The sequence below is a fragment of the Lactobacillus sp. ESL0684 genome (genome assembly GCF_029392675.1).
Lineage (GTDB): Bacteria > Bacillota > Bacilli > Lactobacillales > Lactobacillaceae > Lactobacillus.
On the sequence record NZ_CP113941.1, the window covers coordinates 831,909 to 847,292 of the forward strand.

Consider the following 15,384-nt stretch of genomic DNA (forward strand, 5'->3'; position numbering starts at 1 on the left):
GATTGGTTAGATTATATATAGATAACCAATTAAGTTTTGGAGGTTTTGCTATTTATGGCAAACATTTTTGAAGAACACATCGCAAATGTGAAAGACTTTCCCAATAAAGGAATCACTTTTCGGGATATTACTCCTATTTTGCAAGATGGTAAACTATTTAAGTTAGCAACCCATGAACTTGCTGAGTATGCTAAGAGTAGAAAGGCAGATGTAATCGTTGGGCCAGAAGCACGAGGATTTATTGTTGGTTGTCCAGTGGCAACTGAATTAAATTTAGGTTTTGTACCTGCTAGAAAGCCCCATAAGTTGCCACGGGCTGTTGAACGTGCTTCTTATGATTTGGAATATGGTTCAAACAGCTTAGAAATGCATCAAGATGCGATTAAGCCCGGACAGCGAGTTGTTGTTTGTGATGATTTGTTAGCCACTGCTGGAACGCTAAGAGCATGTAAAGAATTGATTGAAAATTTAGGCGGCGAATTAGTTGGTGCTGGTTTTTATATCGAATTACCTGATTTAAAGGGTAAAGAAAAGTTACCAGGACTAGATGTCTTTTCATTAGTTCAATATCACGGTGCTTAAATAAGATTAATAAAAAAACGATTTTTCTTTGTTAAAGGAAAAACCGTCTTTTTAGTTATAAAGATAAGTGTTATCTTTTTACATTGATATGACAGATCGTTATAATATTCGATGTGTTTTTATAAAAGGAAAGGTGAGTAGTTTGGAATTAAGAAAAGCAACTATGGCTGACTTTGACCAGATTATGACGATTTTGCGAGATGGTGCTAATCAATTAGCTGAAAGTGGTGTTAACCAATGGCAGGGAGAATATCCATCACCAGATCAAATTAAGGAAGATATCAAGCAAGGTTGGGCTTTTTTAGCAATGTCAGATGACCAAGAAACTGTTGGCGCAATTTCAATTGTTAGTGCTCCGGATCATGATTATGATAACTTAGACGGTCACTGGCTAAATCCAAGTGATCGCTATGTAGTTATTCATCGTGTTGCAATTCATTCAAATCACGCTGGTAAAGGCTATGCAACTAAGCTATTAAGTGCTGTGATTGATGGTATCAAACGCAATCGTCCCGATATTGATTCAATTAGAATTGATACTCATGAGGATAATTTAGCGATGCAACATTTAATTGATAAGATGGGCTTTAAGCGAGTTGGCAGTCTGCATGGTGTCTACCGTCAAGATGAAACTTCTTATGTTTATGAATTAGTCAAATAAAGATTTTAATAATAGTAAAAGTGTCTGGGAAAAATTAACTCTTCAGACTTAAAAACAGACCAAGTTTTCGTAATAAGAAAATCTTGATCTGTTTTTTATTGCTTATTTCCTGTAAAAGAAGTTTTCCGCCACCTCTTCTACTCCAATATTTGCTCAAATTCATCATCATGAACATCAAGCCTACATCGGTTTCGACCTTTTTCTTCCCTCGCAAGTGTGTTCTGCGCACACCAAAAACGTTCTTCATATGTCCAAAGACTGGCTCTACGTCCGTTTTTCTATAGCTATAGATCAGTTTGCCTTCGCTACTTTGAAGAGTTTGTTTAGCTTTTGCCTTTAAATATTGCCAATTGGGGTTGTATTGCACCTGCCTTTGGCGTCCGCTTTTAGTTTTGGCTAGCTCAGTTAATTCAGCTGTTAACTGAAACTCATCTGCTTCATATATTTTTAGATCAGAGATTAACCCCGTACTCTTATTCCTCCGCTTACCATACCGTTTGAAATTAAAACGCACACCTTGCCAGTCAAGGTAATAATCTTCTTGCTCATTATAAGTCCAATTCGCCAGCTTGGTGGGATCATTTTGATACTTTCTAGTCTGCTCCTTATCGTAAAGGCTGTAAGGAATAAAATATTGTTTATCTTCATACTCATTTTCAAGCATAGAATAATTATATTCGCTGCCATAGCCGGCATCGGCAACGATGTTCTGGAACTTGTCTAAATTTGTCATTTGCTTTAAGAAAGGTTCTAAAGTCTTGAAGTCTGTTGGATTAGGGTAAAGTGCATAATCTACTACATATTGGTTGGTAGTTGCCACTTGAATATTATATCCGGGTTTAAGCTGACCATTCCTCATATGATCTTCTTTCATATGCATAAAAGTGGCATCATGATCGGTCTTTGAGTAGCTATTACGCTCACCAAAAGTTGCTTGCGCCTGTTCATACTTTTCTGCTCTGGGGATAAAATCCTGACGCAACTTATGCAAGACTCTTTTAAGGCCTCGCCTTTGGCGTTTTTTAGTTGAACCTCCAGGAATTACTTTCGGCTCAGCCGCGATTGCTTCATCTAGTTGCTTGATGACAGTTTCTGTTTGTTCTGCCATGATTGCCAGACCCTGACTAGTTTGTGCTTCTTCTTCAGTAATCGCTTGGATTACTTCTTTTTGAATTAATTCATCATAAAGCTCAACTGCATTAGCCTTTAACTTAGTATGAAACTTTTCGACAGCTCTTTTCCAAACGAAAGTATACTTGTTAGCATCAGCTTCAATTTTAGTCCCATCAATAAAGATAGCATCTTCTCTAAGCAACCCTTCTGCTTGCAAAAGATTAGTAAAATAGACAAAAGCTTGTTTAATCAGCTGATTGGTATGGCTACTAGCTCTAAAGTTATTGATCGTATGATATGAAATATGTTTACCACCAGCTATGACCATCATCGGGAGGTTTTCTGTGAGCATCCGCTCAATTTTTCTACCAGAGAAAACGCGTCTAGAATAGGCAAAGAGTAGTATTTTGAGCATCATTGCTGGGTGATAGGCAGGCCGACCAGTATTTGAATTGTCTTCCAGCAACACATCGGCAGGAATCGAGTCGACAAAATCACTGATAACCTGAGCAAGATGATTTTTAGGAATAGAAAAGTCAAAGTTGAGTGTTAAAGCAGTTTGACCTGTGATATAATTTTGATACATGAAAAGCCCACCTTTTTTGTTTTTTGTAGTAATTTAATAATAACAAGGTTAGGCTAGAATGTATATGAAAAATCCGCTAGAACGCAAAGATTCTAACGGATTTTTTGCTTTTAAGGGTCTAGTTTTTTCCCAGACACTTTTTTGATGATAATTATCTGTTTTTCATGATTGGTTGGTAGACTAAATCGATTACTATTGCGGCAAATAAAGCAGCAACAAAAGTAATTAATAGGTTAAGCCAACTAATTTTAGTCATAGCAATTCCGAAGATTGCCAAAATAATGGTTATCAATACATCCGCTAGCTGAGTTAAACCAACAGACTTAGAAGGATAATCTTGCCAGAAATAACGCTTAGTTCTGGTAATTAAAATAATGAACATTGCACTTAATACTAAGAACACATATACCATGGTTGAAATTGTTCCATGACTAAAGCCATGAGTATTAAGATAACTAATACCTAAAATACCAATTAATGTCCAACCAAAGGCTAGTGAAAAAGCAATTTTAGCTAATTTAGCCATATTCCAATTTTCTGGTTGGTAAGTAATATGAGTGCGATCTGTTCCAATCATCATCGTAACCATGTTATTCATAATTGTATAGATTACCATCGCATTGAGCGCCATCGGAATGTAATTAAAGAATAAGTAACCAAAGGTTAGTAGCATGGTCAATTCAGCAGTTCTTGCTAATTTAGTTAATGACCAAGTTGTCATTCTTTGATAAACGCGATGCCCTGCATCCAAAATTTTAACAATTGAAGTCAAGCCATCATTCAGAAGAACCATCTTACCTGAACGCTTGGCCACGTCAGCGGCATTAGCAACGGCAATTCCGACTTCTGCTTGTTTTAAAGCAGGTGAATCATTAACGCCATCACCAGTCATACCAACAATAAATCCCTTTTCTTGGAAAAATTTTACCATTTTTAATTTATCTTCAGGTAGAACATCAGCAATACCGGCCAATTCATTGATATTAATATTTTCGTTAAAGTCATGGATAGAGATTACTCTGCCATCTAGCTTAACTTGTTTAGCCACTGCAAGAGCTGTTTTTTGGTTATCACCAGTTAACATGATTGGTTTAACACCACGTTTTTTAAGTTCAGCTAGAGCAGCTTGAGAGTCAGAGCGGACTTGGTCTTGCAAAATGAAGACACCAGCAAGTTTGTCGTCAATCAATAAGGCACAGGAGCGACCAGCACCGAAGTCAATATTCTTGACTTGATCATTGGCTGCTTGATCAATCTTAGCTAATTGTTTAAATGAACCCAACTTAATGTTATGATTTGCATAATTAGCCATTGAATAGCCAGTAGCAGAAGTAAAGGGAGTAAAGTCCGAACTACTTTGGATTTTGATATTTTGTTTAGTTAAATAGTCAATAATGGCGCTATCAATGATTTTAGTATTGCGTTGATCGGTTGCAGCACTAGCTAGTTGTAAGACTGTTTTATCATCTAATTGGCTAAAGTTAGTCCAGCTGACCACCGCAGTTTTGTTTTCAGTGATGGTACCAGTTTTGTCTAATAAAATCAAATTTAAATTGGCTGCATCCTGAATCCCAGTCAAATCAGATGTTAAGACGCCTTCCTTGCTCAATCTGGTTGCTTCAAATGAATTAGATAGGGCAAAAGTGGAGGGCATGGCAACTGGAATTGAAGCAATAAACATCATCGCTAAAAACGGCAGCATATTGATTAGGTTTTGAAAGTCGCCACCTTTAAAAAATGAAGCGATGATAATTACTAAGGTTAAAATTCCATCAAGCAAACATAAATAGTAAATAATCTTAGTTAACAATTGTTGCAGATGTCCTGGTGCAGCGGAATTGTTAATTAAGTTAATAGTTTTACCAGAACGAGAATTTGCCCCAGTCGCTGTAACTTTTGCTAATCCATTGCCTTCGACTACTGTAGTGCCGGCATAAGCATAATCTTTGATCCTTTTTTTGACAGCGTTAGCTTCTCCGGTAATCGAACTTTCGTCAAGAGCGAGCTGTCCTTGAACTAGTTCAGCATCGGCAGCTAAAACATCACCAGGTTGCAGGCTGATTAAGTCGCCTGGAACTAAGTATTTGGAATCAATATTTTGCCAAGATCCATCACGTTCAACAGAAACAGTTGGGGTCAGCTTATGAGAAATATTATTTAAGACGCGGCGCGATTGCTTTTTCTTAGAAGCACCATTCCATGCTGCAAATAATAGCATTAATAATACAAATAATGATTGGACCCACTTGCCTAATAGACATTCTAAAACTAGGGCAGCTTCTAAAATCCACGCTGATAAGTTCCATAATTTAGATAAAAATTCTTTAAAAAAGTTAAATTCAGGTTCGGGGACCTCATTTAACCCTGTTTGTTTAAGCAGCTTATCAGCTTCTGCTTGCGAAAGTCCACTTAATTTTTCAGACATATTTTTCCTTCCTTTGACTAATTGCTATCATAAATAAACTAGCATAACTAGCGATTTTTTTCTAGCAAATAAAATAAGCTTGCACAATAATGCAAGCTTATCTATTAGTTAACATTTCCTAAAAATTAGTCCTTGTCAACATCGTCTGGGAAGAAGGCAAGACGTTCACCGTCACCAAGGTCTTCTTCGATTTCAAGCAAGCGGTTGTACTTTTCAACACGCTCTGAACGGGCAGGAGCACCAGTCTTAAGTTGACCACCGTTGATTGCTACAGCAAAGTCAGCAATAAAGGTGTCACCAGTTTCACCTGAACGGTGAGAAATCATAGTGTTGTAACCATTCTTACGTGAAAGACGAATAGTTTCCAAAGTTTCAGTTACAGTACCGATTTGGTTCAATTTGATTAATGAAGCATTACCAGCACCTTCCTTAATAGCCTTAGTTAAAAGCTTAGGATTAGTACAAATAAAGTCATCTAATACGATTTGGATTCTATCCTTGTGGGTTTCAGTAAACTTAATCATACCGTCAACGTCATTTTCATCATATGGGTCTTCGATTGAAATTAATTCAGGGAATTCGGCAAGTAACTTATCGTAGTAATCTGATAATTCATCATCATTGAAGACTTTACCCTCGAAGTGGTATTTGTGGTCTTCCTTGTTGTAGAAGTATGAAGCTGCACAGTCACAAGCGATAGCAATATCTTCACCTGGCTTGTAACCAGCCTTGATAATTGCTTCATGCAAAGCCTTCAAGGCTTCTTCTGAACTCTTCATGTTAGGTGCAAAACCACCTTCATCGCCAAGACCAGTTTCGTAACCCATGTCTTCCAAAACTTTCTTCAAAGTATGGTAAGTGTTAACGATCTTTTCAAAGCCATCACGGAATGAAGTCTTCTTAACAGGGGTAATCATGAATTCTTGTACATCGATTCCGTTATCAGCGTGTTCACCACCATTGATAACATTGTGGAATGTTTGTGGCATTTCAAGATCAGTACCACCAAGATATCTGTACAAAGGTTGGTGACTATCTTTAGCAGCTGCGTCAGCAGTAGCCATTGATACGCCCAAGATTGCGTTAGCACCAAGCTTGGCTTTGTTAGGGGTACCATCTAAGTCGATCATTACTTGGTCGATATTAGCTTGGTTGTGTGGATCTAAGCCCTTTAAGGCTTTAGCGATTTGATCGTTAACGTTGTTAACGGCTTTAGCAACACCTTTACCACCAACACGGTTGCCACCATCACGTAATTCAACAGCTTCGTTTTCACCAGTTGAAGCACCTGATGGAACTTCAGCTTTTCCTACGACACCATTTGAAAGAGTAACGAATGCTTCAACGGTTGGATTACCACGTGAATCATAGATTTCCAGTGCATGAACATTTTCAATGACTGATTTTAACATCTAAAAACCTCCTAAATAATAAATGTTGTACAAAAACGTTTGTACATACATTAGCGGGGATTACTGCCCCCAGCTCTACAAGATAATTTTAGCTGAAGTTTGTGATTCTGTAAACATTTGAAAACGATTTCTAATATTAAAAAATATTTAATCGCTTTTTTGTTGATTTTGGATTATCATTAACTATACAATTTAAAGTGTGAATAGATTTATGATTTAAATAAGGATGTATTTAACCAATGGAAAAAGTAAAGTTAATTGTAGACTCCAGTGCCAATCTAAGCTCTACAACTAATATCGAAGTTGTACCATTAAAAATTACGATTGCTGGTCATGATTTTATTGATGATGATCAACTTAACATCAGTGAATTAATTACTAGCATGGCACAAAATTCTGAAGCAGGCAAGACGTCGTGTCCAAGTATCAATGAATGGCTTGAAGCACTTGAAGGCAGTGAGCGTGCAATTATCTTAACGATTACTAGCGGACTAAGTGGTAGCTTTTCTTCGGCTTTTCAGGCTAAGGAAATTTATGAAAAAGACCATCCACAAAGTCAAGTGATTGTGATTGATTCGCTTTCTGCTGGTCCTGAAATGACGCTGATTTTGCAAGAAATTCAGCGACTAGTCGCTAGTCCAACACGCTTTGTTGATTTAGAACAAAAAATTGTGCAGTATAGGACTCACACACATTTATTGTTTGTATTACAATCACTACATAATTTATCTTTAAATGGTCGAGTAAGCCCGGCAGTTGCTAAAATTGCGGGAATGCTCAAGATTGATTTAGTTGGAACTGTAAGTCAAGAAGGGACTCTTGAGCCAATCACTAAAATGCGCGGCATGAAGCGAGCTTTAAAAGAAATTTTAAAGCAGATGGCACAAAGAAATTACCATGGTGGTCAAGTTATTATTGATCATTGTGAAAATGAGGCAGATGCAAATGCTTTAAAGGAGCAAATTTTGACACTATATCCTCAAGCAGATATTAAAATTCGGACAACTTGTGGTTTGTGCACTTTTTATGCAGAAAAGGGTGGCATCATGATTGGTTTTGCAGATAATTAAACAATTGCCAAAAAGATTTGTTGCGAAATAGTAAAACAAAAGATTGCTAAACTAGTTGCTCCGATGATGTCGGACGGATAATGTGCTTTCAATCTAAGGCGTGAGATAACTACCATTAGCCACATTATGGCTAGCATGATCGCAAACCCACTACCGAATTTGTGACCAAACAAACGCCAAGTAATTAGGCTTAGGCTAGTAGTACCTAAGACATGGCCGCTGGGGAAACTGTAGCCATTTTCCAAATGAGAATGACTAATTGGACGTTTACGATGCATCCATTTTTTAAGGAAGATGCCAATAAAGTCGGTGATTCCTAGGGTAAAAATGACCCATAGGGCAGCAAGGTTTCTTTCTTCATTAATTAAGAAGCTGGCTAGTAAGATATCCCAGATGACAATTAGTTTTGGATCATTGATAAAGGCGACTATCTTCCAATTAAAACTATCCAAACTTCCGATAAGTTTGTGGTGTAGCCAATGGTCTAGTAGATTAAAGCGCCGGGAATTTCTAATATTAACAATCAAGACAAATAAAATAGTGGCCGATATTATGGTTAGCCAAATATTTTCATACAAAATCAAATCACTACCTAGAAATAAATATTTAAGTTAATTTTACCAGCATGTAGGCAAATACGGTTATCGCTTAAAGCTGGTCTTGAGCAAAATTTAAGAAATTACTGGGATCAATTAAATGATGGATTGGAAGAAAATAGCAATGAAATTTCAATTTAAGCAAGAAAACCAGTTGACACAGGCTGATTTATTTATGTTATATAACTCAGTTGGGTGGACCTCTTATACTAAGGATTTGGCAAAACTGCAACGAGCTGTTGCAAATTCACAGGCAGTGATCACGGTTTGGCTGCGAGCCGAATTGGTAGGGTTAATTCGAACAATTGGCGATCAAGAAACTATCCTGTATATTGAAAATTTGCTAGTGAAGCCTGAATACCAACATCAAGGTTTGGGGACAGAGCTAATTCAGCAAGTTCTAAAAAGGAATAGTGGAATTAGACAGGTTGTTTTACTAACTGATAATACGGTTAAGACACGCGCGTTTTATGAAAAGCAGGGACTAACAAATATTGATAAACTTGGAATAGTGGCGTTTTATCAGGAATATTAGCTGTATAGTACTTAACCAATAAAAAGAAAGGCAGGAGTTTAGCTAGTTTTTGGAAAATATATTTTAGGATAGACCTGCAAGTAGAAACAGTGAATTTTTTAAGGCGCTGAGGTAGAAAAAGAAGCTTGATTTTTCGTTGATTATACGGAATAATGTAGTCGTTGAAATATGAACTCATAAAAAATTAGTGTTTTTCTTTTTAAGAATCTTGTTATAACAAGGATTTTTTACTGTATTCCCACGCAAGTGGGGGTGATCCCCTGAAAGACAGTATATCAGTATACCTTGATATGTATTCCCCACGCAAGTGGGGGTGATCCTTTCGATTGATACTTGAATCAAAATTTTCTCTCGTATTTCCCACGGATGTGGAGAATTTATTACGAGTAGAACAGACACTATTGATAAAACATGAATGATTTGTTTTCTGTATGTTGGGATTAGACTAAAATAATTTATATAGCAATAATTTTATATAGATAGTTAGATTTTTTATAAAGTTAGCTGGAAAAAAAGATTAAGTTATAGTATAATTTCTTATGTTCTGGAGAGTTGGCAGAGTGGTAATGCACCGGACTCGAAATCCGGCGAACCAAGTTTTCCTTGGCGCGCAGGTTCAAATCCTGTACTCTCCTTAAATATATCCTGATAAATGCTTATGTAGCAGCATTTTATGACTAGACCGCACGCCAAGCTATCAACGTTTTTGATGATATATGGACTAAATTTTGACTAAACAACCCAGCTAAATTAACAGCTGGGTTGATTTTGAAGTAAGTATAAACCTTTCACAATGTGATTATCTAAATTGTGCTTTAATTCGTTTGATAGATGTAAATTTAGACAATACTCAATGTTCTATATGTAATTTTTGATTAAAGGTGGATTATGTTGAAAGATAAAAATGTTTTAGCATATCCAATTATTTTGTATCCAGAAGAGCAAGTCGGTTATAGCGTAGAAATTCCAGATATTGGCGGAGGAACCTAGGCTCTTGGTGCCATGCTAGTTAGTGAAACTAGTTATCCTACTCCAGCGCCTATCAAAGAAGTTGATGTATCGGAAAATGAAGTTAAAACAATTGCTTCAGTTGATATGAATAAGTATCGCAAGCTAAACGAAAAAACTATTCGTAAGACTATTTCGATACCAGAGTATCTGGTTGAACTAGGTAAAGAACAACAGATTAACTTTTCAAAGACTTTGACAGAAGCATTAGAAAAGCAGTTATTAGCAAAGTAAAAGAATAAGTGTCTGGGAAAAAACTAACTCTTCAGACTTAAAAACAGACCAAGTTTTCGTAATAGAAAATCTTGATCTGTTTTTTGTTGCTTATTTCCTGTAAAAGAAGTTTTCCGCCACCTCTTCTACTCCAATATTTGCTCAAATTCATCATCATGAACATCAAGCCTACATCGGTTTCGACCTTTTTCTTCCCTCGCAAATGTGTTCTGCGCACACCAAAAACGTTCTTCATATGTCCAAAGACTGGCTCTACGTCCGTTTTTCTATAACCATAAATCCGTTTGCCTTTGTCACTTTGAAGAGTTTGTTTAGCTTTTTCCTTTAAATATTGCCAATTGGGGTTGTATTGCACCTGCCTTTGGCGTCCGCTCTTAGTTTTGGCTAGCTCAGTCAATTCAGCGGTTAATTGAAACTCATCTGCTTCATATATTTTTAGATCAGAGACTAACCCCGTACTCTTATTCCTCCGCTTACCATAACGTTTGAAATTAAAACGCACACCTTGCCAGTCAAGGTAATAATCTGCTTGCTCATTATAGGTCCAATTCGCCAGCTTGGTCGGATCATTTTGATACTTTCTAGTCTGCTCCTTATCGTAAAGACTGTATGGAATAAAATATTGTTTATCCTCATACTCATTTTCAAGCATAGAATAATTATATTCGCTGCCATAGCCGGCATCGGCAACGATGTTCTGGAACTTGTCTAAAATTGTCATTTGCTTTAAGAAAGGTTCTAAAGTCTTGAAGTCTGTTGGATTAGGATAAAGTGCATAATCTACTACATATTGGTTGGTAGTTGCCACTTGAATATTATATCCGGGTTTGAGCTGACCATTCCTCATATGATCTTCTTTCATATGCATAAAAGTGGCATCATGATCAGTCTTGGAGTAGCTATTACGCTCACCAAAAGTTGCTTGCGCCTGTTCATACTTTTCTGCTCTGGGGATAAAATCCTGACGCAACTTATGCAAGACTTTTTTAAGGCCTCGCCTTTGGCGTTTTTTAGTTGAACCTCCAGGAATTACTTTCGGCTCAGCCGCGATTGCTTCATCTAGTTGCTTGATGGCAGTTTCTGTTTGTTCTGCCATGATTGCCAGACCCTGACTAGTTTGTGCTTCTTCTTCAGTAATCGCTTGGATTACTTCTTTTTGAATCAATTCGTCATAAAGCTCAACTGCATTAGCCTTTAACTTAGTATGAAACTTTTCGACAGCTCTTTTCCAAACGAAAGTATACTTGTTAGCATCAGCTTCAATTTTGGTCCCATCAATAAAGATGGCATCTTCTCTAAGCAACCCTTCTGCTTGCAAAAGATTAGTAAAATAGACAAAAGCTTGTTTAATCAGCTGATTGGTATGGCTACTAGCTCTAAAGTTATTGATCGTATGATATGAAATATGTTTACCACTAGCTATGACCATCATCGGGAGGTTTTCTGTGAGCATCCGCTCAATTTTTCTACCAGAGAAAACGCGTCTAGAGTAGGCAAAGAGTAGTATTTTGAGCATCATTGCTGGGTGATAGGCAGGTCGACCAGTATTTGAATTGTCTTCCAGCAGCACATCGGCAGGAATCGAGTCGACAAAATCACTGATAACCTGAGCAAGATGATTTTTAGGAATAGAAAAGTCAAAGTTGAGTGTTAAAGCAGTTTGACCTGTGATATAATTTTGATACATGAAAAGCCCACCTTTTTTGTTTTTTGTAGTAATTTAATAATAACAAGGTTAGGCTAGAATGTATATGAAAAATCCGCTAGAACGCAAAGGTTCTAACGGATTTTTTGCTTTTAAGGGTCTAGTTTTTTCCCAGACACTTTTTAATTTAGGTAGATTTTTGGTTGAGAAAAGCTAGAGATTTAGTAGAGAACAGGTGGAGGTATATTATGGTATTGTCGAAAGATTGGGAAACTCTCAATTAATCGACACATCGTTCAACAGATCAATTTTGCCGCCACTATTAGTATATTTGCTTCCTGGGTAGTGGCTAAGATTTGGCCTAATATTTTTGCAATATAAGAATAGTATTTTTACACCAAATCTGGGATATTATTGCTTATTAATCACAAAAATCAAATTATTTTTCATTTAAATTTCGAATATACATGATTAAACATGTATGATATATTTATTGATTGAGAGACCAGCAATCTACAAACGGGGAGGAGAAACCTCATGACTCGCCGAGAGTACCGCAAGGCAAAAAAGCTCACCCTTGCGGGAATCGCAAGTCTATTGCTTCATTTGTTCGGTTTGTAGTAATAGACAAAGGGATAAGCTGAGTCTTGTCCTTTTGTCATAAGTATAGCAGATTTATGAGAGGTTTCAAAATGAAAAAATTGAATAATATTTTGACTATCGTAAATTTTATTCTAAATTTGATAATAATTGTTTTAGCTGTTTTAGTTATAGGGAAGGATTTTTGGGGGTGGTTTTAAGCAAGGCACGTCAAAAAGCAGATGCAAAATATAAGAAAACACATCCTAAAGTAGCAAAAACAGTATCGTATAGGTCAACAACTAAAAGCTTTATTAAAATTATTCCAATGTTGCTGACTTAGATAATTTAGAAGAATTAATTGCTACAAGACGAAAAGAATTAGAAAAATAGTATTATAAAAATGCACATATCAAAAGAGCGCAAATTATTTTAAACACATCAAAGTAATAGTTTCATGCACTTGTGAGAATTCCTGAGGGGCTTTGAAAAAGCAGCTTTGTTTGATATATTCTTAAAACAGGAGAGGTATTAAAATGTCGTATAAATATTTTGGCACACTATTACATAACGTTGAAGATAAAGTTTGGGAAGTAAAATTTGATGACTTTCCTGAAGCAATGACTTTTGGTGAAACTCCTGTTGAGGCATACAAATATGGCAAAGATGTACTAATATTGGCTTTAGATGGTAGAAAAAACTTTCCTAAGCCAACTGAATTCAAAAAGCATATTGATTTTAACAGTTCAGAATACGATGAAGCTTTTCAGTTGCCATTTGAAGTAACCAAGGCTGAAATTGAAAGTATAGTCAAGTAAAAATGAAATTTGTTAAAGGATGTTAAAGTAGCTAAAAAGAATTGTATATTATATTTAAAAATAAAAGCTTGTTTAACTTGCTTAAATAGATAATATCTTGCAAAATATAAGCAGTGAAGTATAAACTAATGAATTTTGTGTATCTCTTTGATTAGCAATGTTGATATGACGGTAATCTTTTACTGTATTCCCCACGTATGTGGGGGTGATCCCTTTAAAATAGCCAGTTAATCCAATTCCAATAGGTATTCCCCACGTATGTGGGGGTGATCCTACAAGCGATGATAAGGACTTAGCAAACCTTAAGTATTCCCCACGTATGTGGGGGTGATCCTTGTAAACACTATTTATAATGGTGCGCCTTATTGTATTCCCCACGTATGTGGGGGTGATCCACTTATCAATATAACGAAAAAGATGGTTATAATGTATTCCCCACGTATGTGGGGGTGATCCTATCAGTAAGATATGGGAACAGAAAGACGAAGCGTATTCCCCACGTATGTGGGGGTGATCCCGTGATCCCTTGGGCGTTTGAAAGCACGCCGTTGTTATTCCCCACGTATGTGGGGGTGATCCTACAAGCGATGATAAGGACTTAGCAAACCTTAAGTATTCCCCACGTATGTGGGGGTGATCCTTGTAAACACTATTTATAATGGTGCGCCTTATTGTATTCCCCACGTATGTGGGGGTGATCCCGTGATCCCTTGGGCGTTTGAAAGCACGCCGTTGTTATTCCCCACGTATGTGGGGGTGATCCTGTAATATCAGTATCTGTCTTTTGGTATCTGGTGTATTCCCCACGTATGTGGGGTGATCCAATAAGGGTAAAAAAGCGGTTGGCGAGGATTCTGTATTCCCCACGGATATGAGGCTAATTTATTCTTTCCAAAAATAATTTATTAGAAGCAATTTAAAATAACTAAAACAAATGGTATCATAGTGAATGGTTTTTAAATCGTTAACATAGATAGGGGAGAATAAATGAAAATACAACCAAATACTGATGTTTTCAAGCCTGCATGGTATGTTCACCAAATGCGAGGCTGGAGCTTCAAAACGTATATATTGCTGATGTTTGGCATTGGCGTGATTGTGGGGACAACAATTTCCGCACCGATTACGTTAATGACTTTTGTAACAATGCTTGCTGCAGTGCTGGGTTTCACTTGTACTCTGGCTATTACCAATGCTAAGCCATTAAACGGAGTGCTTGGATTATTATCGGCATTGATATATATTGTGGTTGCTATTAATGCGCGAAATTATGCGGATGTAGTTTTGCAAACATCATATATCTTTTTATTAGATTTACCAGTATTACTGATGCCAGCTTGGTCAAAGGATGCAGAAAGTCATATTCATGGTTTAACTGCTCCTAAGTGGTTGTTGACTTTGACGTTTTTTGTTATAGTTACCGGCATGCTTTACTTAATGGATACAAAAGTATTTATTAGTCCGCGTCCGTGGATCGATGCAATTTCTGGTTCTATTGGTATTACGGGTTCATTACTATGTACTTTACGGTTCCGTGAACAATATTATTTCTGGACAATTCAAGGAGTTATGTCAATTATTTTATGGGGCATAACTGCAATGCAGGGCGATGCTAACTTAACTTTATTCTTTACTTATATCTTATATTTAAGTAATGATTTATTAGCGTTTACTGATAAGCATACTCATTGGTTCCATTAATAATTTAGCTGTAAACAAAAAAGATGAGGTTCCTCAATAATTAAGAGAAGTACCCCATCTTTTTTATTTTGCTAAATGGTCTTTAACTACTTTAATTAGTATTTTAGTTGCGCCTTTACCAGCTTTATCATCATAATATGATTGGTATCGTTCATCAGTTTCATAACCATTAATGATCCCTAAATGAATCTTTTCTGAATAATTGGGCATGATCACTTTTAACCAATCCTGATGATTTTGGAAAATTGCATGACTTAGTTCAGAAATCTTACTTGGATCTTTAACTGCAGCTTGTAAATTTCGAACTAGATTAGCTTCGGTTTGTTTGAGTTTATTATAATTTTGTTCTTCTGCATCGGTTTGTGCTTGCGTCATTACTATTTACTCCTTAATATTTAATTGAATTAACTATAGCACAT

Annotated in this window: 13 protein-coding genes, 1 tRNA gene and 1 CRISPR repeat array; of the genes, 8 read left to right on the top strand and 6 right to left on the bottom strand. The window is 36.5% G+C overall.

Annotation, left to right across the window (positions count from 1 at the left end; genetic code table 11):
* Nucleotides 1–54 precede the first annotated feature (54 nt).
* Nucleotides 55–582, top strand: a complete 528-nt coding sequence (locus OZX56_RS03880; protein WP_277140253.1) for an adenine phosphoribosyltransferase — start codon at nt 55–57, stop codon at nt 580–582.
* Nucleotides 583–724: 142 nt separating this feature from the next.
* On the top strand, nt 725–1,243 hold the full coding sequence (locus OZX56_RS03885; protein WP_277140254.1) for a GNAT family N-acetyltransferase: 519 nt from the start codon (nt 725–727) through the stop codon (nt 1,241–1,243).
* Between the two features lie 34 nt (nt 1,244–1,277).
* Here OZX56_RS03885 and OZX56_RS03890 read toward each other — a convergent pair whose 3' ends face one another.
* The 3 genes from OZX56_RS03890 to eno form a co-directional block, all read right to left on the bottom strand.
* On the bottom strand, nt 1,278–2,942 hold the full coding sequence (locus OZX56_RS03890; protein WP_277139294.1) for an IS1182 family transposase: 1,665 nt from the start codon (nt 2,940–2,942) through the stop codon (nt 1,278–1,280).
* 151 nt (nt 2,943–3,093) lie between these two features.
* Entirely contained in the window at nt 3,094–5,367 is a 2,274-nt protein-coding gene (locus OZX56_RS03895) for an HAD-IC family P-type ATPase (RefSeq protein ID WP_277140255.1), read from the bottom strand.
* Between the two features lie 125 nt (nt 5,368–5,492).
* Entirely contained in the window at nt 5,493–6,779 is a 1,287-nt protein-coding gene (eno, locus tag OZX56_RS03900) for a phosphopyruvate hydratase (RefSeq protein ID WP_277140256.1), read from the bottom strand.
* Between the two features lie 239 nt (nt 6,780–7,018).
* Between eno and OZX56_RS03905 the strand changes: the two genes are divergently transcribed.
* The gene (locus tag OZX56_RS03905; RefSeq protein WP_277140257.1) at nt 7,019–7,849 is read left to right on the top strand and encodes a DegV family protein; all 831 of its coding nucleotides are present in this window, start codon (nt 7,019–7,021) and stop codon (nt 7,847–7,849) included.
* On the opposite strand, the gene OZX56_RS03910 is transcribed toward OZX56_RS03905, so the two are convergent.
* The gene (locus OZX56_RS03910; protein ID WP_277140258.1) at nt 7,846–8,427 is read right to left on the bottom strand and encodes a phosphatase PAP2 family protein; all 582 of its coding nucleotides are present in this window, start codon (nt 8,425–8,427) and stop codon (nt 7,846–7,848) included. The two genes, OZX56_RS03905 and OZX56_RS03910, sit on opposite strands and share 4 nt — an antisense overlap.
* A 142-nt stretch (nt 8,428–8,569) precedes the next feature.
* Between OZX56_RS03910 and OZX56_RS03915 the strand changes: the two genes are divergently transcribed.
* The 3 genes from OZX56_RS03915 to OZX56_RS03925 all read left to right on the top strand — a co-directional run bounded on the left by OZX56_RS03915 (nt 8,570) and on the right by OZX56_RS03925 (nt 10,222).
* Nucleotides 8,570–8,980: a GNAT family N-acetyltransferase gene (locus OZX56_RS03915; protein WP_277140259.1), complete on the top strand. Its 411-nt coding sequence runs from the start codon at nt 8,570–8,572 to the stop codon at nt 8,978–8,980.
* A 546-nt stretch (nt 8,981–9,526) separates the two neighbouring features.
* Nucleotides 9,527–9,615: transfer RNA gene (locus tag OZX56_RS03920), tRNA-Ser, on the top strand.
* 367 nt (nt 9,616–9,982) lie between these two features.
* Nucleotides 9,983–10,222: an antitoxin HicB gene (locus OZX56_RS03925; RefSeq protein WP_277126546.1), complete on the top strand. Its 240-nt coding sequence runs from the start codon at nt 9,983–9,985 to the stop codon at nt 10,220–10,222.
* Between the two features lie 37 nt (nt 10,223–10,259).
* On the opposite strand, the gene OZX56_RS03930 is transcribed toward OZX56_RS03925, so the two are convergent.
* A complete protein-coding gene (locus tag OZX56_RS03930) occupies nt 10,260–11,909 on the bottom strand; it encodes an IS1182 family transposase (protein WP_277140260.1) in 1,650 nt (549 codons plus the stop codon).
* A 1,073-nt stretch (nt 11,910–12,982) separates the two neighbouring features.
* Between OZX56_RS03930 and OZX56_RS03935 the strand changes: the two genes are divergently transcribed.
* Both OZX56_RS03935 and pnuC read left to right on the top strand, forming a co-directional pair.
* Nucleotides 12,983–13,264, top strand: coding sequence for a hypothetical protein (locus tag OZX56_RS03935; protein WP_277126544.1), 282 nt, complete (start codon nt 12,983–12,985; stop codon nt 13,262–13,264).
* Between the two features lie 184 nt (nt 13,265–13,448).
* Nucleotides 13,449–14,148: direct repeats of the CRISPR family, unit length 28 nt; unit sequence GTATTCCCCACGTATGTGGGGGTGATCC.
* Between the two features lie 103 nt (nt 14,149–14,251).
* The gene (pnuC, locus tag OZX56_RS03940) at nt 14,252–14,965 is read left to right on the top strand and encodes a nicotinamide riboside transporter PnuC (RefSeq protein ID WP_277140261.1); all 714 of its coding nucleotides are present in this window, start codon (nt 14,252–14,254) and stop codon (nt 14,963–14,965) included.
* A 63-nt stretch (nt 14,966–15,028) separates the two neighbouring features.
* On the opposite strand, the gene OZX56_RS03945 is transcribed toward pnuC, so the two are convergent.
* Nucleotides 15,029–15,340 (bottom strand): TipAS antibiotic-recognition domain-containing protein, encoded by a 312-nt coding sequence (locus tag OZX56_RS03945; protein WP_277140262.1) that lies wholly within the window; start codon nt 15,338–15,340, stop codon nt 15,029–15,031.
* Between the last annotated feature and the right edge of the window lie 44 nt (nt 15,341–15,384).